At 26.7% G+C, this 20,598-nt stretch carries 18 protein-coding genes; 16 read left to right on the top strand and 2 right to left on the bottom strand.

What is annotated here, in order from left to right; all coding sequences use genetic code 11:
* Nucleotides 1-58: 58 nt before the first annotated feature.
* From EJJ37_RS06840 to EJJ37_RS06805, 8 genes are all read left to right on the top strand, one after another.
* On the top strand, nucleotides 59-2,062 hold the full coding sequence (locus EJJ37_RS06840; protein ID WP_133014851.1) for a beta-galactosidase: 2,004 nt from the start codon (nucleotides 59-61) through the stop codon (nucleotides 2,060-2,062).
* A gap of 66 nt (nucleotides 2,063-2,128) precedes the next feature.
* Nucleotides 2,129-3,778, top strand: a complete 1,650-nt coding sequence (locus tag EJJ37_RS06835; protein ID WP_133014850.1) for a glycoside hydrolase family 43 protein — start codon at nucleotides 2,129-2,131, stop codon at nucleotides 3,776-3,778.
* A 177-nt stretch (nucleotides 3,779-3,955) separates the two neighbouring features.
* The gene (locus EJJ37_RS06830) at nucleotides 3,956-5,644 is read left to right on the top strand and encodes a DUF2207 domain-containing protein (RefSeq protein WP_166484681.1); all 1,689 of its coding nucleotides are present in this window, start codon (nucleotides 3,956-3,958) and stop codon (nucleotides 5,642-5,644) included.
* Between the two features lie 187 nt (nucleotides 5,645-5,831).
* Entirely contained in the window at nucleotides 5,832-6,299 is a 468-nt protein-coding gene (locus tag EJJ37_RS06825) for a hypothetical protein (RefSeq protein WP_133014848.1), read from the top strand.
* Entirely contained in the window at nucleotides 6,292-7,008 is a 717-nt protein-coding gene (locus EJJ37_RS06820) for a hypothetical protein (RefSeq protein ID WP_133014847.1), read from the top strand. The genes EJJ37_RS06825 and EJJ37_RS06820 overlap by 8 nt, the downstream gene beginning before the upstream one ends.
* A gap of 236 nt (nucleotides 7,009-7,244) precedes the next feature.
* A complete protein-coding gene (locus tag EJJ37_RS06815; RefSeq protein WP_133014846.1) occupies nucleotides 7,245-7,661 on the top strand; it encodes a hypothetical protein in 417 nt (138 codons plus the stop codon).
* Nucleotides 7,662-7,846: 185 nt separating this feature from the next.
* On the top strand, nucleotides 7,847-8,974 hold the full coding sequence (locus EJJ37_RS06810; protein ID WP_133014845.1) for a site-2 protease family protein: 1,128 nt from the start codon (nucleotides 7,847-7,849) through the stop codon (nucleotides 8,972-8,974).
* A gap of 167 nt (nucleotides 8,975-9,141) precedes the next feature.
* A complete protein-coding gene (locus tag EJJ37_RS06805; RefSeq protein WP_133014844.1) occupies nucleotides 9,142-9,690 on the top strand; it encodes a Uma2 family endonuclease in 549 nt (182 codons plus the stop codon).
* Between the two features lie 48 nt (nucleotides 9,691-9,738).
* On the opposite strand, the gene EJJ37_RS06800 is transcribed toward EJJ37_RS06805, so the two are convergent.
* Together EJJ37_RS06800 and EJJ37_RS06795 are read right to left on the bottom strand one after the other, a co-directional pair.
* Nucleotides 9,739-10,479 (bottom strand): alpha/beta hydrolase, encoded by a 741-nt coding sequence (locus tag EJJ37_RS06800; RefSeq protein ID WP_133014843.1) that lies wholly within the window; start codon nucleotides 10,477-10,479, stop codon nucleotides 9,739-9,741.
* Nucleotides 10,480-10,525: 46 nt separating this feature from the next.
* Entirely contained in the window at nucleotides 10,526-11,074 is a 549-nt protein-coding gene (locus EJJ37_RS06795) for a GNAT family N-acetyltransferase (RefSeq protein WP_204596854.1), read from the bottom strand.
* 441 nt (nucleotides 11,075-11,515) lie between these two features.
* Between EJJ37_RS06795 and EJJ37_RS06790 the strand changes: the two genes are divergently transcribed.
* The 8 genes from EJJ37_RS06790 (at nucleotide 11,516) to EJJ37_RS06755 (ending at nucleotide 20,486) form a co-directional block, all read left to right on the top strand.
* Nucleotides 11,516-11,728 (top strand): hypothetical protein, encoded by a 213-nt coding sequence (locus tag EJJ37_RS06790; protein ID WP_133014842.1) that lies wholly within the window; start codon nucleotides 11,516-11,518, stop codon nucleotides 11,726-11,728.
* 168 nt (nucleotides 11,729-11,896) lie between these two features.
* Nucleotides 11,897-12,067 (top strand): glycine zipper domain-containing protein, encoded by a 171-nt coding sequence (locus tag EJJ37_RS20690; protein ID WP_204572650.1) that lies wholly within the window; start codon nucleotides 11,897-11,899, stop codon nucleotides 12,065-12,067.
* A 52-nt stretch (nucleotides 12,068-12,119) separates the two neighbouring features.
* Complete coding sequence (locus EJJ37_RS06780; RefSeq protein ID WP_133014841.1) at nucleotides 12,120-12,659, top strand: hypothetical protein; 540 nt, start codon at nucleotides 12,120-12,122, stop codon at nucleotides 12,657-12,659.
* A 340-nt stretch (nucleotides 12,660-12,999) separates the two neighbouring features.
* Complete coding sequence (locus EJJ37_RS06775) at nucleotides 13,000-15,750, top strand: family 43 glycosylhydrolase (RefSeq protein ID WP_133014840.1); 2,751 nt, start codon at nucleotides 13,000-13,002, stop codon at nucleotides 15,748-15,750.
* A 164-nt stretch (nucleotides 15,751-15,914) separates the two neighbouring features.
* Nucleotides 15,915-16,640 carry an NERD domain-containing protein gene (locus EJJ37_RS06770; RefSeq protein WP_243124847.1) on the top strand — a complete coding sequence of 242 codons (726 nt, stop codon included), beginning with the start codon at nucleotides 15,915-15,917 and terminating at the stop codon, nucleotides 16,638-16,640.
* Nucleotides 16,641-16,923: 283 nt separating this feature from the next.
* The gene (locus EJJ37_RS06765; RefSeq protein WP_133014838.1) at nucleotides 16,924-18,876 is read left to right on the top strand and encodes a hypothetical protein; all 1,953 of its coding nucleotides are present in this window, start codon (nucleotides 16,924-16,926) and stop codon (nucleotides 18,874-18,876) included.
* A gap of 1 nt (nucleotide 18,877) precedes the next feature.
* Nucleotides 18,878-19,729 carry a hypothetical protein gene (locus tag EJJ37_RS06760; RefSeq protein WP_133014837.1) on the top strand — a complete coding sequence of 284 codons (852 nt, stop codon included), beginning with the start codon at nucleotides 18,878-18,880 and terminating at the stop codon, nucleotides 19,727-19,729.
* Entirely contained in the window at nucleotides 19,719-20,486 is a 768-nt protein-coding gene (locus EJJ37_RS06755; protein ID WP_133014836.1) for a DUF6339 family protein, read from the top strand. The genes EJJ37_RS06760 and EJJ37_RS06755 overlap by 11 nt, the downstream gene beginning before the upstream one ends.
* The last annotated feature ends 112 nt before the right edge of the window (nucleotides 20,487-20,598 follow it).

The following is a 20,598-nucleotide window of genomic DNA, read 5'->3' as shown; positions in this document are numbered from 1 at the left end:
GGTGTCAGATAAATTTTCTGGCATCTTTTATAAAAAATAAAAGAACGAGGTAAGGATTATGGGTTCAGATATTTTATTCGGAAGTGCATATTATTTGGAATATATGCCTTATGATAGATTAAAAGAAGATATAAAAATGATGAAGGATGCGGGAATGAATATAGTAAGAATTGCAGAATCTACATGGAGTACTTTAGAACCTAGTAATGGAAAATATAATTTTACATATATAGATAGAGTTTTAGATATGTTAGAAAAAGAGGGAATGAAAGCAATTATAGGTACACCCACTTATGCAATCCCTTCATGGCTTGTTAATGAAGATAATGATATTATGGTTACAACTAAAGATGGACAAGCTAAATATGGTCATAGACAGTTAATGAATATTGTAAACAAGACCTTTAGATTTTATTCAGAACGTATAATTAGAAAGTTAATACAGCATATTGCGCATAGAAGCTGTGTTATAGGATTTCAAATAGATAATGAAACTAAGCATTATGGTATAGCAAATGAATATGTCCAAAAGTTATTTAAAGATTATTTAATAGAAAAATTTGAAACAACAGAAAAACTCAATAAAGTATTTGGGTTAGCATATTGGAGTAATTCTATTGAAAGATGGGATGACTTACCTGATATGAGAGGATGTATAAATGGAGGGCTTGCTAGTGAATTTGAAAAATTCCAAAGAAGGTTAGCAGCTAAATATTTAATTTGGCAAGCAGAAATTATAAAAGAGTATAAAAGAGAAGATCAATTTATAACACATAATTTTGATTTTCAATGGAAGAAGTTTGGAGCTGATATTGCACAAGATGGATATTCTTATGGTGTACAGCCAGATATAAGTCATAATGAAGCAGCGAAGGCAGTTACTATTGCAGGAACAGATATATACCATCCAACACAGGATAATTTAACAGGTGCAGAAATAGCATTTTGTGGAGATGAAATAAGAGCCTTAAAGAATGATAATTATTTTGTACTTGAATGCCAAGCACAAGCATTTAAATATTGGACTCCATATCCAGGACAACTTAGATTACATGCTTATAGCCATTTAGCAAGTGGGGCTAATGGAATAATATATTGGAATTGGCATTCAATTCATAATGGATATGAAACTTATTGGAAGGGATTATTAAGTCATGATTTACAAAGCAATCCTACTTATGAAGAAGCATGTGTATTAGGAAAAGAGTTAAAAGAACTTAGCAAAGATTTAATAAGTTTAAAAAAGAAAAATAAAGTAGCATTTATTGTTGATAATGAATCATTAACAGCTTTTAAGTGGTTTCCAATAGATAAGGATTTAAGTTATAACGATGTAGTTAGGTGGATGTATGACTCTTTATACGAAATTAATATAGAATGTGATGTCGTATTTGCTAAAGATTTAGATATTGAAAAGTATAAAGTAATAATAACTCCAGCACTTTATAGTATAGATGAAGAATTTATATATAAATTAAAATCATTTGTAAAAAATGGAGGAGTACTATTAAGTTCATTTAAATCTTTTGTATCGGATGAACATTTAAGTGTTTACCATGATAAACAGCCACACATATTAAACGAATGTTTTGGAATTACTTATAATCAGTTTACTGAACCAGGAAAAGCAACAATTGATGGAAATAAGGTAGAGTACTGGGCTGAATTGATAAACTTAGAAGGAGCAGAAAGTCTATATAGTTATGAGCATAAGTATTGGAGTAAATATTCAGCTATAACTAAAAATAAATACGGACAAGGATATGCATATTATATTGGATGTTATACCAATAAAGAAATTATTAAAGAAATATATATAAATGCATTTAAAGCTGCTGATTTATTAAAGGAGATACCAGAAGCTTCATGGCCTGTAATTATAAGAAGTGGAGAAAATTCCAAGGGAAATAAGTTACATTATGTGCTTCATTATAGTGAAGAAAATAGTATATTAAAATGTCCTTATGATAATGTAAAAGATATATTAACAGGTAAGAGTTATAAAAAAGGAGATATTATATCAATACATGATTGGGATGTAAAAATACTTGAAGAACAATAAAAAGAAAATTAGCAGGTGATTAATATAGAGTATAAAAGTATAGGATAAAGAGGAGGAGAATTTATTATGATTAGAAATCCAATATTACCAGGCTTTAATCCAGACCCATGCATTTGTAGAAGGGGTAATGATTATTATATGGCGGTATCATCTTTTGAATGGTTTCCGGGAATTCCAATTTATCATTCAAAGGATTTGAAAAATTGGGAACTTTATACCCATGTATTAACTGACGATACAGTTGTAGATCTAAAAAAGTTACCATCAGCCAAGGGGATTTGGGCTCCTTGTTTAACATATTGTGAAGAAGAAGATTTATTTTATGTAGTTTATGGTGTAATGAATTCTATGAATGCCAGATATTTTGATGTGGACAACTACTTAATTACAGCAAAAGATATTAAAGGACCTTGGAGTGAACCAGTTTATATTCATTCATCAGGATTTGATGCATCAATATTACATGATGATGATGGAAAAAAATATATTGTTTCATTAGAATGGGAAACAAGAGAAGGATATGAAAAACCAGGAGCTATATGTATGGTTGAATATTCTCCAGAAAAGAAGGAAATAGTAGGATATCCAAAGAGAATATGGTCTGGGGGAACAAATAGGGGATGCATAGAAGCACCACATTTAACTAAACGTGGAGATTATTATTATATAATGTGTGCAGAAGGTGGAACTGGATATGGACATAGTGTAACTATGGGAAGAGCTAAAGAGGTTTGGGGACCTTATAAAGGAGATCCTACAAATCCAATACTAACATCTATACCAGGTGATTTTTATGAAAGACATGATCCTGATCATCTAAAGACTAAGTATTTTAATCCAGAATCATTACTTCAGAAATCGGGTCATGGAAGTTATGTGGAAACACAATTAGGTGAAGTTTATATGGTACATTTAACGGCAAGACCATTTGTACCAGAATTAAGATGTACACTTGGACGTGAAACTGCAATTCAAAAAATGAAATGGACAGATGATGGATGGCTAAGAATGTATGATGATTCAAATTTAGCTAAGGAATATATAGAAGAAAGTAAACTACCAGAATATAAAGTACCTCAAATACCTAATTTTGATGATTTTGATGGAGAAGAATTAGGAATTCAATATTACTCACCAAGAATTATGCCATCATCATTTGCAGACATTAAAGCTAGACCAGGATATGTAAGAATTAGGGGGCAAGAATCTAGATGTTCTTTAAATAAGGTGAGTATTTTAGCGAGGAAATTAACATCAGTTTATACAACAGTTACAACAAAAATGGAATTTAAACCAGAGGTACATCAACATAGTGCAGGACTTATTATGTATTATGATAATATGAATTATATTTATTTAAGAAAGTATTATAGTGAAACACTAGGTCAAAGTGCTTTATCTGTAATTCATCTTGAAAATGGTGAAAAAACTGAGTTTTTAAATACCAGAATACCTATAGAAGATTCTCCAATATATCTTCGTTTAAAAATAGAAGGGCGTCAGTCTTATTTTGAATGGAGCTATGATGGAGAGAATTACAATAAAATAGGAAAAGTATTTGATACAACTAAGTTTTCAGATGAATATTGTAAGTATGGCGAATTTACAGGTACATTTGTAGGACTTACTTGTGCAGATCGTGTAAAACATAAACACTATGCAGATTTTGATTTCTTTCAATATGAAGCAGATGAATCAAAGAATGTTAATTTTTAATGGTTAAACTAGTAATAAAAAAATTAAGAATAAAAGCAGGTATGAATTAAATTTCATATCTGCTTTTATTATATGAATAACTTTAATAAAATTGATAAATAATAGCTGAAATTGTTTATTTAAAATATAAAAAGGTTAAATATGGTATAATTAAAAATGAGAAAGAGGGGGATAAAGATGAAAAAACTACTTACAATTTTAACTATTATCTTTGTTTTAATATTACCCAAAAGTGTATTAGCAGATAGTAGAGAATACTTTATTGATAATCTAAATATTGATGCACAAATACTTGCAAATGGGGATGTAGTAGTAAATGAAATATTACAGTATAGATTTCAGGGAGAGTTTAATGGAATTTATAGAAATTTAAAATTAAATGGAACAGATCAATATTTAATTAATAGTGTTTCAATAATTGATTCTTTAGGAAATATTATAGAAGCTACAGAAGGATATAATGAAGAAAATAATACATATGAGATAAATGAAGATTATGATGAAACACAAATTAAGCTCTTTTGTAAAAGTAGCAATGAAAGCAAAAAGATTAATTTAAATTACACTATAAAAGGTGCAGCTAAAAAGTACACTGATTATTCAGAGTTATATTGGAGCTTTTATAATGTTAAAAATATTGATTCTGTTAAAGAAGGTACTCTTAAAATTACATTAAAAGATACAAGTTTTTCTATAGATAATTTAAGTTATGATATATATGGAGATGGAGATATTACAGCATCTAATACAGAAGACTCTATAGATATTAAATTTAGAAATTTAACTACTTTAATAGGGATAGACTTAAAATTCCAGAAAGAATATTTATCAATGGCTGATGAGATATCACATGAAGATGATTATATTATGGAAGACTTAAATTACTATGGAAAAGAGGCAAATAGTAATGATGTTGGCTTTGCCATAACATTGTTTGTAATAATAGGTGTGGTTTTGGCGGCACTTGCAGTAGACAGAAGAAACTTTAATAAAGAAGTGAATGAATATAGAGGAAAATGTAAATTTACTAAAGAAGAATTTATTATGGAACCACCATCAGATTTGCCACCAGCATTAGTAAATCTATTAATGAATGAAAAAGCAGTATCTAAAGAGATGTTAAATATAACATTATTTTATTTAGTTAATAAGGGATATTATACTATAGAAGAAAAAACAACTAAAGATAATAATGATTTAGTATTTATTAGAACTGATTATAATAAGGAAAGTGAATATAGTCATTTAAATTTCATATTAGAGTGGTTTAAGAATTATGAAGTTAGAGGTAGTTTCTCTATTGAAGAAATAAAGAGTTCACTTTCTTCAAGTAGAAGAGCTAAAGTATTTATAGATAATTTAAATTATTGGCTAATAAAAGTTAGAAATGATGGGGAAAATATAGGATTTTATACTAAAATAAGAAATAAAAATATTCTTGAAAATACTTGGTATAATGAAAAATGTAAATGGATTGCTTATAAGAAGTATTTAAAAAATAGATATAAGTTTAATGGTGTAAATAATACTTCATTAATTGAATTAACTGTGATTTATGCTTCTGCATTACAGGTAGGTAAAGATAAATTAAAAGGGATTATAGATTCAATAACATCTAATGTTAGTGAAAATATTAATTCTTTTAGTAATACAGAATATATTTATATGAATAATTACTTATTATATCTAGCAATGTTTAATAATATTGCTAATGATGCACTACATATAGCAAATCGACAAAGACCTTCAATTGAATTTAATAGTGGTAGTGGTGATAGTGGCGATAGCGGTAGTAGTGGTGGAAATGATTTCTTCAGTGGAGGAGATTTCACTGGTGGAGGTGGAGGAGACTCAGGAGCCTTCTAGATTTTAAAATTAGTTACTTCAAGGTAAAAGAAAAATATTTCTGTTATTTTTGAAGTAGCTTTTTTTATTCTAATATTTTATTTTTAGATAGATATAATTTACAGATTATAAACAATAATATATGATTAAAAAGTTTTTATATTTAATAAAAATTCTTAATATATTTATATTAAGGAGTGTGGTTAAAATGAAATGGTATGAAGCAAATAGTATTGAAGAATTAAGAGAAATAGGATCTTTAAGAACAGTTAAAATGGAGATTAATAAAGATATAAGAAAATTAACAGGAAAAAAGAATTTAGATGGATTTATAAAAATGGGAAGTAATAGTTGGAGAGGACAATACGATAAAATACTATCTTTAAAGAAAATAATTAATGTATTTAATAATGGTGTACAGGCTGATGAAGATAATTCAAGCTACTTTAAAAGTAAAGCTGATAAATATATTTTCTGTTTATTAGAATTAAGTGGAGAAGAAAGAATGAAGCAGTTAAAAATATATAGATCTTTATATATAAACAAAGATGCTGCAAGAGAATGGTATATGAATATAGCTAAAAATATTCATCCTGATATTTGTAACTCAGAAAAGGCACAAGAGGCCATGGCTGAATTGACAAGCATTTATAATAAGATGGTAAATCATGAATAAAAATAAACAATTAATAATTATAAGTTCTTATATAAAGAATATAAGGTATGAAATGCCTAAAAAAGCTGAAGAGTTAAATAAAAGAACAATCAAGAGTATATCAAATGCAATCGGAGATGGAATAGTTGATAGTAAGGGATTTATATGGTTTGATTGCAATAGGTTGCACACTATACTAAGAGTTAAAACTAAAAATGATGCTGCATATATATTAGAGAAAATTGATAACAAATATAAGGTTGATTATAATAGTAGAACATATGTTAGATGGTCAAGTTTATTAGCCATAGTAGGTAAAAGAATTGAGGAAAATCCTAAAAATGATTATTTAAAGCTTGTTTTAAGCATATTAAATGAGATAAATAATTCTAATGATGTTAGAGTATTACAAGATAAAGCAAAGGAATTACAGGAGAAAAATATTAAGAAGTTAAAAAAACAAAGAATAAAGAATTTAAAAATATTAAAAGATGAACTTACAAATGAAAAACTAGATGAAAAAAGAGCAGAGTTTTCTCATATAAGAAGTGTTACTATGTATCCAGAATTTTCAGAGTTTATATGGAATGGACTTATAGTTAATAAGGAAACTCATAATATAATAACCAGTGAAGCTGTAAATGATGAGGAGCAATTATATAGTTTATGTTTTAAAAAAGGATGGAATATTCAATGGTATGATAAATATAAAGAAATGTTAAATAATTAATTAAATAAGTTTAAAGACCAGTAATAGCTGGTCTTTATTTTAATCAATAAAATTATATTAGTTTATTACTTATATTTCATGAGAGAAATAATAAAAAAATTATATCCAATGACTGATTTCGACAACAAAAACAAGAAAAATTTGCTATAATTTATAAAAAGAGATAAAATAGAACAAATTACAGTTGAGAATGAAACAAATTACAATTATAAATAATATCAAGAAGAGGAATAAAAATGAACAAGTTAGAGAAACTAATGAAATTATCAAATGAAGCAGTAGATTTAATTAAGGAATTTAGAGAAGAGGCTGAAATATTAGGGACAAACCCTCTAAGATCAATAAGTATAAAAAATGGTGGAGAAGTAATTGAAGTAGATGATGATTTTGAGGGGATAAAAGAGTATCCAATTAATAAAATAAGTTCAATATTTGAGCTTGAAATGAGAGGAATAGCTCCTTGTACTGCTGGATTTTATGAGGCTGTTAGTTTAGCAGAGGCAGATTTAGAATATGATTTCAAGAGATATTCTAAAGAAGAGTTTAAAGAGTATGTTGGGAATTTAAAATATGCGGAATATAGATGTGAAGCTATATACGAGAGATTAGAAGAAATTGAAAAAGAAGTAGAAGAACTAAAAGTAGAGATATAGTTAAAAGAAGATAATAAAGCAGCTACAAAAATAATGTTTTGTAGCTGCTTTATTGTTAACACATTAGGATCATAAAGTAAAATTAAATTAATTTATGTATTATTTTTAGAATAAAATATTGTAACTTACATTTTATTTGTTTAGTAGAATATGGTATAATATGTATGGGGATTTAGGAGGGAAACATGGGAAAAAAGAGAAAAAAGAGCATACTTACTATTTGCTTTAGTTTAGCACTACTATTACTGGGTTTTTTCGGAGGATTTTTATTAGGAGAAAGAATGGATCAATATGGATTATCCTTTGAAATATCTATATTTACAATTCTATTATGTATTTTAATCTTTTACTTTTCATTTATTATACAAGTTGTAATACATGAGGCAGGTCATTTAATTTTTGGCTTAATTTCTGGATATGAATTTATATCTTTTAGAGTTGGTAGTATCACTATTGTAAAAGATGAAGGGAAATTTAAATTAAAAAAATTTAAAATTAAAGGCACTGGTGGTCAATGTTTAATGATGCCTAAAACTAATAATTATGAAGAGCTAAGGTATATTTTATATAATTTAGGTGGAATATTAATGAATGCTATAACTTCTATTATAAGTTTAATAGTATTAATGTCAGTAGATACTAATAAATATATAAAAGTTATATTATTTACTTTAATTTTTGTAGGTGTTTTATGCATTATAACTAATGGAATTCCAATGAAGTTCGGTGGAATTTCTAACGATGGATATAATACAATAGCTATTTCAAGAGATAAGTTTATAAAATATTGTTTTTATATTCAACTTAAGGTAAATGGACTTGTATACAAGGGAATTAGAATTAAGGATATGCCAATAGAGTGGTTTAATATAGAGGATGGAATTGATTTAAATAATCCTATGGTAACATGCTTAAGGATCATGGAAGCTAATTACTATCAGGATAAGTTGAATTTTGATATTACAAAAGAATGTTATGAAAATATATTAGATACAACTCCCCATATTGTAAAATTATATGAAAACGAAATAAAGTGTGAATTATTATTTTATGAAATATTAAATGGAAATATGGAAAAGGTGGATGAGCTTTATACAAGAGAGTTACAAAACTATATAAAAGTAACTGATTGTTATATTTCAAGAAAAAGGCTTATGTATGTTTATAATTTAATTGTATTAAAGGATAAGAAAAAAGCAGATAAAGTATTAGGAGAGTTTGAAAAAGTAAAGAAGAGTTACCCTGTGAAAAGTGAAATTGAGTCTGAAGAGGAGATTATGAATTTTATATTAGATAATATAAATGTTGTATAACTTTTAGTTAAAAAAACAAAACAGTTGCCAATAGATATTTTGCAACTGTTTTGTTTTTTTATTTATTTAGAAGTTTTATTTAATACTAGTAATTAATTATATGTTTAAGAAAATAGATCTTTAGGTTATAATAAAAGAAATGAAGAAAGGTAATAAGGAGAGGTAAAATGGATATTATTAAGGATTATATATACTCTGAAGAAGACTTTGAAGAAATTCAAAAAAACTTTAATGGTAAAGCAGAGTTTGATAATGGGTCAATATTTCTAACTTTAAGTACATCTATTGAACATAATAGAATAAAGAGAAAAATATTAGCTAAATTAGATAGTTTCTTTAATGGATCAAAATGTGAGCCTTTTGATGAACAAATAGAAGTAATATTTCAAAATACGGATGAATTATATAAATATAAACCGGACATTTTTGTTATGTGTGAGAATGCTACTAGAAAAGGTGAAAGTTTTACTTCAATTCCTAAAATTATATTTGAGGTAGTTTCTAAAAGTACAGCATCTCATGATTATATAACTAAACTTGCAGTATATCAAAAGTTTAAGGTAGAGGAATATAATATTGTAGAACAGAGTGGAAAAATTATACAGTATTCTTTAGTGGATAACCAATATGTTATTGCAGATGTATATAAAAATGATGATGAGTATGTAAGTACTGTTTTTAGTGATTTAAAAATAAGTCTAAAAGAAATATATTAATGTTAAAAAACCAGTTGCAAAGAAATATTTCACAACTGGTTTATTATATTACTTAGAAATTTTATCTAATAATTCAATTGAAGCATTAGCAGCTTTTTCTATTTGTTCATCAGCAGATATTTCTGCAGGGTTGTCTCCAGATTGTTCACCATAGCTACCAAATTGTGCATGATTTCCACCAGTTATTTCAACAAAGGTCGTAGAAGTTGGTAAAAGATCTTTAGAACCAATAATTTTTTCTAAATCTGCAACACCATCTAAAGAGCCATAAATTGAAGTAACTTCAATATTAGAATCTTTAAGTTCATCCCCCTGAGGATATGAAGCATAAAAAATAACACCTTTAATATTACTATTTTCACTAGCATATTTGGCAGCCATTACTCCACCTAATGAATGGCCAGAAATTACCCAATTTTTAATATTAGTGAATTTTGATATTACTTCGTCAGCAGCATTACTATCAAATATAGCAAAGTTTAATGGCATAGGAGTTATAATAACTTCATAGCCAGCTTGAGCAATTTTATTGGCAAGTGGGGCATATGCTTCAGGTTCTACTTTAGCTCCAGGATATATTATTAGGCCTGTTGTTGCAGTTGTATTTTCTGGAGTAAAACTTATAAAGTTATTTTCAGTTACATCTACTAATGTAGAATCTTCTAAATTAGCCATAGCTTGAGTGCTTGGACCATAAGAAGTTGTAAAAAATGCAACTATAAATATAAGAGCAACAATAATTAAACCTAGTAATATAAAACCAAGCTTTTTTAAAGTTTTATTTTTCATTTTATTTTCACCTCAAGTTTTTCTTTTTTTATTATTAAATTATACACTATAATAACTTTCTCATTACTATGCCATCTGCTTTAAATGGCTCAACATTACCATAATCAAAAAAATCTGTCAATATACAGACTTCAAGAAATCCCTTCTTAAGATATATATTTCTAGCTGATGTCCAATTTTCAGCAACTACTAATAAAAGAGATTTAGGGTTTGCAATTAATTTATCTACATTATCAATTAAGTAATTAAACAGTATTTTACCTATACCATATTTTCTTGCTTTAGATGAAATAGCAAAAGATGATATATATAATTCATCACCATTAGCTTTATGGCTTTCTTTAATAGAATGATTTAATAAAAAGTCACTTTCCTTAAGGTTTTCATTATATAGCCATATTTCAGAACAAATATATCCAATTATTTCGCCTTTATATTCAGCCACTAAGAAACCTTTATTAAAAGTCTCAATCCTATCAATAAATACTTGTTTATCTTCACAGATATTTTTATCAAAGGAATTATGTTCAATTTCTAATATTTTTTCTATGTCATTTATTTTTGCATTACGTATTTTTAGATTATTAATGTTCATTTAAATTCTCCTATATTTTGTTTAACCAATTAATTTATATTTGAATATTTTAATATAAGTTTTTGTGATTTATTATATATTAACACATTTTAGTTTTAAAATTATACTTTTACATTTAATAATATTTTTCAGCAATATTATAACTGTATAGATAAATATTTACAAAATAGTAACGAAAATTATATAATTATCATAAGGGGTGGGGATATGAGTACAAATAGTATAGTAGACATTAATAAATCATAATAAGTTAAAAAAGCAAATAATAATTCCTTATGAGGATATTGAAAAAATAGTATTTCAGCTTCATTTGCAGATGAAAGTTGGGCAAGAGAATATGATAATATTAAATTTCAACTAATAACACATTATATTAGTTGTGTTTTAACAATAATTATTTTATTTTTCAGCCATAGATCACAGGATAATTATAAATTTGTTATGGGAGGATTAATTGCTCCACTTATAGGGTATTTATTATCTGAAATAATAATAGGAACTACAGTGAAGAAAAGGTTAGTTAAAGGTGAATATAAATTAGAGGCAAGAGATGTTGAAGAGGAGAATAGAATTTTAAGAACATGTATGTTAGTTACTACAGCTATATATATGTTAGCAGTTTTGATATTTAAGTTTATTTTTTTGTGTAGGTAATTAATATATTTAGAATAATAAGTATTATAATATAAAGTAGTTGTAAAAGTTTGTTTTACAACTACTTTATTTTTTATAAATCCTATTTTATTACATAATAATTGTAATTATAATATATAAATTATGTATAATAAGATAATAGTTGTTAATTTATAAGGGGTGAAATTTATGAGTGAAAACAATGATAAAAAGAATGATAATAATAATTACTATTTTCCACTTTTTACTGGAATGGGACTTGTCTTTGGGATAATATTTGATCAGTTAGCCATAGGATTATGTTTAGGCGTTGCTATTGGTCTTGCGTTAGATAATAAAAAGAAAATGAATAAAAAGTGATACTAATAAGAAAAAATGTAATAGGGGAAGATGATAGTTAGGAGTAAAAATTATGAGTGATAATCTTAAAGAAAAAATTAAATGTACAATACCAATTAAAGTTGATTCTTATGAAGAGTTATTTAGAGAATTTGATTATAGGGATGTTAAAGAGCGAAGCATTAATGCTGATTTAGATGGATGGATTCAAGAATATATTTTAAGAGTACCATATAAATTAAAAAAATTTGACGTAGAACTAATAGTAAATATGCCAGCAAAGGTTAGAGATGAAGAAAAAGAGGAAGTATCTAAAATAAGTATAATAAATTCATATAAAGAGTTTTTAGCAAGAGAAAAGAAATTAAGCTTTATGGGTGTAAGAAGAATTTGTTATTATATGATTGCCGCAGCAATTCTTTTATCTTGTTGGTATTTTATTAAAAATGCTAAAGGCGAATCTTTACTTACATCATTATTGAATTCAGGAGGAACTGTATTACTATGGGAAGTTATGACTTTAATATTTATAGAAAGTAAGAATTTTAAGTATAAGGTTAGAGTTAATAAAAAGCTAAGTAATATGGATATAGTGTTTAGGTATATAGAATAGATATAATGGTAATTATAATATTTAATATGATAGGTATAGTAGTATAAATCAGTTACAGAATATTATTTTGTAACTGATTTATTTTATATTAAAAAATTTATAAATAAATAGTTAAAGGCTATAAAAAATATTATTCTAATATTCTTGTACTATTCTAAAAAAATAAGAGATAAAGAGAATAAGAGAGGAAAATAAAGGTGGAATTCTGTAAGAAGTTGAGATAAGTAAAAGAGGATTTGTAAACATTTACCAATAGGATTAATATTAATATATATTCTAAAATCAGGGGATAGGCTTCAAGATTAAAAGTAAGATAAGGTATAAGGGGGATAAGAGTTTTATGAAAACAAAATTGATTAAAAGGGTGGTGGCATTTACTTTAGCAAGTATGTTAGTTTCAACTGTAAGTTTTTCTAACATTAACATAGTAAATGCTGAGGAAAGTCTTACAAAACGTATATCAGTACATGATCCATCAATAGTAAAAGATGGGGATGATTATTACCTTTTTGGAACACATTTAACTAATGCTAAAAGTTTAGATTTAAGAAATTGGGATAGTTATACTACTACAGTAAATACAGATTATGAATATATTTTTAAGGATGGAGTTAAATGGGCATCTCATGGAAGTGATGACTATGAAACAAAAGGGAACTTATGGGCTCCAGATATTATATATAATGAAGCAATGGGTAAATGGTGTATGTATATGAGTGTAAATGGACAAAACTATTACTCATCAATAGCATTGGCAACTGCAGATGATATTAATGGACCATACACTTATGAAGGTACAGTAGTTTATTCAGGATTTACTAATAGTGAAGAAGCCTCTGAAACAGATTTTTCTAAAGTTACTGGAACAAATGATGTTGCAGATAGATACTTATTAAATGATGGATGGAATTATACTTATGGACCAAATGCAATTGATCCATGTGTAGTATATGATGAAGATGGACAACTATGGATGTCTTATGGATCTTGGTTTGGTGGTATATTTTTAATGAAGTTAGATAATGAAACAGGCCTTAGAGATTATAGTTATACTTACCCTACTGAAAGAGGTGTTGGTGATGAGTATTTAGGATTATTAATTTCTGGTGGATATGGAGGTACTGGAGAAGGATCATATATTGTTTATGATGAAGAATCTGATTATTATTATCTTTATGAATCTTACTGTGGATTAAATGGTACAGACAGTTTTAGTAATTATCAAATTAGATTATTTAGATCTAAAGATATTACAGGTCCATATGTTGATGCCAAAGGAAATTCATCAATTAACACAGGGCTAAATCCAGATCAAACAGATATGGGAATTAAGTTATTTGGAAATTATAAATTCTCATCATTAGATTTAGTTGGAGAAAATGAATTTAGTTCTAATGGCTATAAATGTGGTGGACATAACTCTGCATTAATTGATGATGATGGATCACGTTATCTTATTTATCATACTCGTTTTAATAATCCAAATGAAACTCATGAAGTTAGAGTACATCAACAATTCTTAAATGAAGATGGATGGCCAGTAACAGCTGTTTATGAATATTTAGGTAGTGAAATATCAAAAGATGGTTATTCAATGGATGAAATTTTAGGTGACTATGAATTTATTAATCATGGATTAGAAGCAGAAACTACTTATAGTACAATGCTAACTACTTATAATGTAACTTTAAATGAAGATGGAACAATAAGTGGTGATTATGAAGGAACATGGTCACAAGGTAATGGAAATTATTACTGTACAATGGAAATTGATAATGTAACTTATAAGGGTGTATTCTTTAAGCAATTAGATGAATCAGAAGAGCATAATGAAACAATGACTTTTTCATTAATTGGAGATAATAATGAATCAATTTGGGGAAGCAAGGTAGAATTAACTGATGAAATGCTTGTAAAATATGAAGAAAAGAACTTAGAAAAAGTAATACCAAGTCAAACAAAAGTAAATATAAACTTACCTACAGAAGGTAAAAATGATATTAAAATTACATGGAAATCTAATAATGAGAAAGTATTAAGCTCAACAGGTAAAGTTACACGTGGTGAAGAAAATACAGAAGTTATTTTAACTGCAACTTTAACAAAAGGAGAAGTAACTAGGACAAAAGATTTTAAAGTTATTGTTAAGGGAAATGCTGTAGAGGTTGGAGTAGAACCAATTTATAAATATGATTTTGAAAATGTAGAAGATAAGTTAGTTGCTAATAGTGGAAGTAATGATGGAAGTGCAACATTAGTAGGTTATGCAACAGTAATTAAAGATGAAACAAGAGGTAATGTATTAGAAATAATTAATGAAAAAGGTGCTTTAAAAGCTAATTATTTAGCCTTACCAAATAATACTTTTGAAAGTGTTACTGAAGAGGGGTATACAGTTAGCATGTGGGTTAATGTAGATAAAGATGATCCAAATTACTTTGAGCATAGTGCATTGTTTGAAGCTAGTATGACAAAGGAAAATGGAACACCAACTTATCCTATTACAAGAATAAGTGCAAATTTATTTGGAAGAATTAATGCTAATGGGGCATGGTCAGATGTAACAAGCATATCTAATCCATTAGAAAGCAATAAGTGGGAATATGTAACTTATACTGTCAAGCCTGATGGAATTGTTGTATATGTTAATGGAGATGAAGTAGGTAGAGATAATAAGGATATATCAGTTTGTTTTAAGGATAATTTCTTAGCTTTAATGACAGATGTTAGAGTTGGAAGTGGTAACATTTGGGGAGATATGGATATATCAAATGCTAAATTTGATAATATTACAGTTTTCAATACAGCATTGTCTGATAAGGAAGTTGAAGGTCTTTATAATAGTGAAGTAAAGACTGAAGATGAGAATGATGGAGTTATTGAAGATAATGGAGATAAGGAAGGGGATAAGGATGAAAGTAATGGAGGAACTTCTTCTGATACTGATAAAAAGGATGAATCTGTAACTTCAAAACCAAACAACAATGGATCTAAGTTACCACAAACAGGTGCAATGAGTGGAATATTTACATTATGTATTGGAGCAGTTGTAACAGCTGTTGGTGGAGTTACATTAAAAGGTAAGAAGTAATATTGAAAGTTTTTTATAAATAACTATAAAGAATAAAGGCTTTACGTTTTGTAGGGCCTTTATTTTTTTACAGAGAGTTACCTACTAAATTCGACAAATAAAAATATATTAATACTTTATAATACTATTTGATAGATAAAATAATTTAAAATGGAGGAATAACTGTGGAATTAATAATAGTATTAGTAGTTATTGTATTAATAGTTAAGTTTAAAAGCCCAAATATTAAAGGAAGTATTGGCGAAAGAAAAGTATCAAAGGCGTTAAATACTTTAGACAATAATGAATATAAAGTAATTAATAACGTAATGATTAGAACAGATAGAGGAACTACTCAAATTGACCATGTTGTTATATCTATTTATGGAATTTTTGTAATTGAAACTAAAAATTATAAGGGATTGATATTTGGAAATGAGTATGATGATAATTGGAAACAAGTTATTTATAAAAGAAGTGAAAGATTTAGAAATCCTATTAAACAAAATTATGGTCATGTAGCTGCATTAAAAGAAAGGTTAAATTTAGAGAAAGATTTATTAATTGTATCTATAATTGCTTTTACTAACAGGGCATCCTTAAGGGTAAATACTAAAACACCAGTTATGTATGACAGTAATGTAGTAAGTTATATTAGAGGTTATAATAATAAGTTAATTTCGGAAGATGATGTAAAGAGAATATATTATGATTTACTTATGAGCAATATTGATTCTAAGGATACAAGGAAAGAACATGTACATAGTATAAGAAAGAATTTAAGGGAAAGGGAAAATAATATTAATAATAATATATGTCCTAGATGTGGTAAGGCTCTTGTTAAAAGGCAGGGGAAACATGGTGAGTTTATTGGATGTAGTGGGTTTCCTAAGTGTAGGTTTATTAAATAATTAGTGTTTATTGGATAATACATAAATTAATATGGATTTTAATATTTTGTATGAAGCACTTACTTAAATGTAGGTGCTTTTAATAATTTTAAATAACAAATGAATTTATTGGAATTAAATAGATATATTTCAATAATATACATGAGTTTATATAACAATATTCGACAAAAGCAGAAAGCTCAATATTATATAATAAAAGATAATAAAAATATAAATAAATTATCTGAATTTATAGTATACATAATTATAAAGCATTGAATGGGGAATAGATAAGGAGAAAAATATGATAAATATATTTAAGAAGAATAATGAAACTCTTTGGAAATTTTCAGCTATTCCAGGTATAGAAGAATCTACATTTAACAAAGTACTAGAAAGATTTTATGACTTAGGAATAGCTGGTCTTGTTAGAGAAAATATACAAAATTCATTGGATGGGAAAATACCAGGAGAAACTAAGCCTGTTATAGTGACAATAAAAACAGGAAAAGTAAATAAAAGTGATATACCAGGATTAGATAATATAAAAGAAAGAATAGAGTGTCTTGTAGGGCATAATAGTTATACTAAAGAGACGATAGAACATATGCAAAATAAAATGAATCAAGAGGAAGTTGATTATATATCCTTTGAGGATTATAACACAAAAGGCTTAAGAGGGGCTAAAAATGGACAAAGCTATAGACCTGAAGATACATGGGGGATTTATGCATATAACAAAGGTGTTCATTCAGAGGAAGAAGATAGTACTTTAGAGAAAGCTAGAGGTGGATCACATGGGATAGGAAAAATAGCTTCTAATGCTGCTTCAGAGTTACATATGATGTATTTTGCTAACTGCGATGAAGAAGGAAATAAACATTTAGGGGGAACGGTACAACTAGTAGAGCATAAGTATAAAGATAAGTATTATCGTTCTACAGGTTACTTTACAGATATAAAGAAAATTGAAAATCATGAAGAAAGATTTTATCCTTATGAAAATACTTTTAGTGAAATATTTAAAAAGGATACTAGAGGTTTAAAAATAATAATACCATTTTTAAGAGAACAATTTAATAATGAAGTAGATATTATAAAGAGCATATGCGATAGTTTTTTCATTGCAATACTTGAAAATAAATTAGAAGTTATAGTAAATGATAAAAATATAAACAGTAAAACTATTAAAAAGTATATAGAAAATAAAAAGTATTATGTTCAAGATGTAGCAGAAATGAAAGAAGAATTTACTCCATTATATTTAAGTACATATATGAAGAAAAAACCTATGCAAATTACAATAGAAGATATAAAAGAGAAATACAATTTCAATTTATATTTTAATTATGATGAGTCTATTCCAAAAGGACGTGTAGCCATAATTAGAACTATAGGTATGAAAATTGAAGATAAAAAGGTTAAGGGAAATGTAAACAAACCTTTTAATGCAGTCTTAATACCAGATTCAACTAAAGAAGATGCATTTTTAAAATCTCTTGAAAATGAATCACATACACAACTTTCTTTTGAGCATATAAAAGATCAAAGATTACAAAGAAATGCTAAGAGATTTATAAATAATATATCTAAAGTAATGGCAAAAATCATTGAAGATGAAATTAAAAAGAGTAATCCCACAGATGGGGTTATGAATACTGAGGATGTATTATATTATGTAGAAAGTCAATTTAAGCAAGAGTTAGCAGATTCACTTGGAACGGTAAAATTAAGTAATGGAAATAAAGATAAAACTGTAGTTAAGGTTGAACAGGATATTCCAAAGAAAAAAGATCCTAAAGATAAGAAGAAAAAGAATAAAGAGAAAAAGAAGCCTTTAAAAAAGGTAAAAAAGAAACCAAGAAATGATGAAAATGATACTGAACAAGAAGTAAATGAAGTAAGTCCAGAAAAGTTAACAACTTATAGTGTGCATCCTGATAGAGTAGAGAGATTAATTATAAGAGATAAAGAATATGTAAAATTTGATTTTACATATACTGATGAAATGAAGAAAGTAAAGCTTTGTGATATAGCACTATCAGTTATTGATGGAATGGGACAAGAGTATGATAACGAGTTTAATATGAAGGATAATTATGAATATGTAATAGATAAAGCTACAGGACGTAAATGTAAAATAGAAGATAATTTAATTAAAGATGTAAAAGTAGTTAAAGGTAATGTACAAATAGAATTAAAGCTAAAAGAAAACTATAATAAAGCTTTAAAATTTATGTACTACGTGGAGGTGTAATATGATTTACAAGAAAGATGCAAATTTTCCATATCCTATATTAACAAATACATCTAATAGTTATGATAATTGTAGTTTTATATTAGATATTAATTTAGAAGAAAATACTAATGAATATATATTTGAAATAAATTATGATATTACTTCTCCATTTATTGAAAAGCTATTGCAAAATGGACAAGCAACTTTAGTTTTAATTATTCAATCTAAAGATAATAAATTTTTCAACATTGAATATGGAGAAAAGACTAAGAGTATTTCAAAATCAAGAATATCATTAAGTAAAAGAACTACAATTCAATTATTTATACAGTCAAATGAAGAAATTAACTTTAAAAATAATTATGATTTAAGTTCTTTTTATGAAGAGTTTAAAGATGAAATTTATGTGCCTAAAAACTCAATATTAGGTTTTTCGAATAGTGTTGTTTTTGAGGGAAGCAATAACAAGCCCTTAGAGTTATTTGAGAAAAAGGTTAATCCAAACTTAAAGTCAGATGTAAAAATCGAGCTTGGTAGTGAAACAATTATTATAAATTATAAAAATGAAGCTTTACAATTTACAGATCTACCACAAAGTAGTACATTTAATAATCCTTATGTATATATGGGATTACAAAAGGCTTTATATAGATTTATTGTAAATAATAGTGAGGATTATGAATCAGTTGATTTAGATGAAATAGAGCCACCAAGTGATGGGTTAGATTTTAAGTTATATAATCTTATGAAAAAGAAAAAGATTAGTGAATTAAATATAGAAAATATTGATGAAGTTATCTACTCTATATCAGATAAGATGTTAGAAAAATATACAGCTGCAGTAAGGAGGTTATATTCTGATGGAAATTAGGCTTTTAAAGAATGGATATAAAAAAAGCGAACAGTTTTATAATGACTTTTTAGAAGATCAAATAAGAAATAATGATGATTATTTTTCAGGAGATGTAGTTTATATAGATGAAGCACCAGATTTTCCAATTTATATGGGAAGAGGTAGTGAAAGTGAGAAAAAGGAATTATTTATTGAAGCTGTAAATGTAATATCTAAATATTACTTAAAAACTGATAGAGATGTGCATTTTGATGAGTTATTTTGGCACTCACTATTTTGTGTTTATAAAAGAGAATATTTACTTGAGAAATATCCACAGATAAAGGAAGGCAAAAAAGAGTTCGATACTGTAGTAGTTAAGAATTTTGACTGGCAAAATTATATCTATAAATGTGTATTAGCTGCACAGTACGTAAATGATAATGTTGAAAATGAAGATGAAAGACAAAGATATTATGAGCTGATTTTTGATAATCTTGACTTATATAATTATATTATTAAATATGAAATTTTTAGAAATGAGAAGTTTTTATTAAATATTTTAGATATTATTGATGAATTAGATTTAGCTAAGGTAATGAAAGCTAAGATAAAGAATAGACCTGATCTTGGTAAAGATGAGCGTGTTGGTAGAAGGGTTATATTTGAATTTAATAAGAGTTATCCTGTAGTTTTATCTCCTATGCTTGATAAGGAAAGTTTGAAGGAGCCGTTTTTAGAGTATCTTAGTTATTATTATGATATAGGTGAGATAAGAGAAAAGATAATGAGTTAGAATATAGATTTTGAAGTAGAATTATTAATTAAATAGATGAAAGTATGTATATATTTTATATCTTTAATTAAGACTTTAATATGTAAAATCATAATTTAAATAATAAAAAAAT

Source organism: Clostridium cuniculi, assembly GCF_004353185.1.
Classification (GTDB): Bacteria; Bacillota; Clostridia; order Clostridiales; family Clostridiaceae; genus Clostridium; species Clostridium cuniculi.
This window is presented reverse-complemented; position numbering and strand designations above follow the sequence as displayed.

Bases quoted from the DNA above. Each gene is read 5' to 3' on its own strand.
- EJJ37_RS06840 (WP_133014851.1), top strand. From the start codon at position 59: ATGGGTTCAGATATTTTATTCGGAAGTGCATATTATTTGGAATATATG.
- EJJ37_RS06835 (WP_133014850.1), top strand. From the start codon at position 2,129: ATGATTAGAAATCCAATATTACCAGGCTTTAATCCAGACCCATGCATT.
- EJJ37_RS06830 (WP_166484681.1), top strand. From the start codon at position 3,956: ATGAAAAAACTACTTACAATTTTAACTATTATCTTTGTTTTAATATTA.
- EJJ37_RS06825 (WP_133014848.1), top strand. From the start codon at position 5,832: ATGAAATGGTATGAAGCAAATAGTATTGAAGAATTAAGAGAAATAGGA.
- EJJ37_RS06820 (WP_133014847.1), top strand. From the start codon at position 6,292: ATGAATAAAAATAAACAATTAATAATTATAAGTTCTTATATAAAGAAT.
- EJJ37_RS06815 (WP_133014846.1), top strand. From the start codon at position 7,245: ATGAACAAGTTAGAGAAACTAATGAAATTATCAAATGAAGCAGTAGAT.
- EJJ37_RS06810 (WP_133014845.1), top strand. From the start codon at position 7,847: ATGGGAAAAAAGAGAAAAAAGAGCATACTTACTATTTGCTTTAGTTTA.
- EJJ37_RS06805 (WP_133014844.1), top strand. From the start codon at position 9,142: ATGGATATTATTAAGGATTATATATACTCTGAAGAAGACTTTGAAGAA.
- EJJ37_RS06800 (WP_133014843.1), bottom strand. From the start codon at position 10,479: ATGAAAAATAAAACTTTAAAAAAGCTTGGTTTTATATTACTAGGTTTA.
- EJJ37_RS06795 (WP_204596854.1), bottom strand. From the start codon at position 11,074: ATGAACATTAATAATCTAAAAATACGTAATGCAAAAATAAATGACATA.
- EJJ37_RS06790 (WP_133014842.1), top strand. From the start codon at position 11,516: ATGGGAGGATTAATTGCTCCACTTATAGGGTATTTATTATCTGAAATA.
- EJJ37_RS20690 (WP_204572650.1), top strand. From the start codon at position 11,897: ATGAGTGAAAACAATGATAAAAAGAATGATAATAATAATTACTATTTT.
- EJJ37_RS06780 (WP_133014841.1), top strand. From the start codon at position 12,120: ATGAGTGATAATCTTAAAGAAAAAATTAAATGTACAATACCAATTAAA.
- EJJ37_RS06775 (WP_133014840.1), top strand. From the start codon at position 13,000: ATGAAAACAAAATTGATTAAAAGGGTGGTGGCATTTACTTTAGCAAGT.
- EJJ37_RS06765 (WP_133014838.1), top strand. From the start codon at position 16,924: ATGATAAATATATTTAAGAAGAATAATGAAACTCTTTGGAAATTTTCA.
- EJJ37_RS06760 (WP_133014837.1), top strand. From the start codon at position 18,878: ATGATTTACAAGAAAGATGCAAATTTTCCATATCCTATATTAACAAAT.
- EJJ37_RS06755 (WP_133014836.1), top strand. From the start codon at position 19,719: ATGGAAATTAGGCTTTTAAAGAATGGATATAAAAAAAGCGAACAGTTT.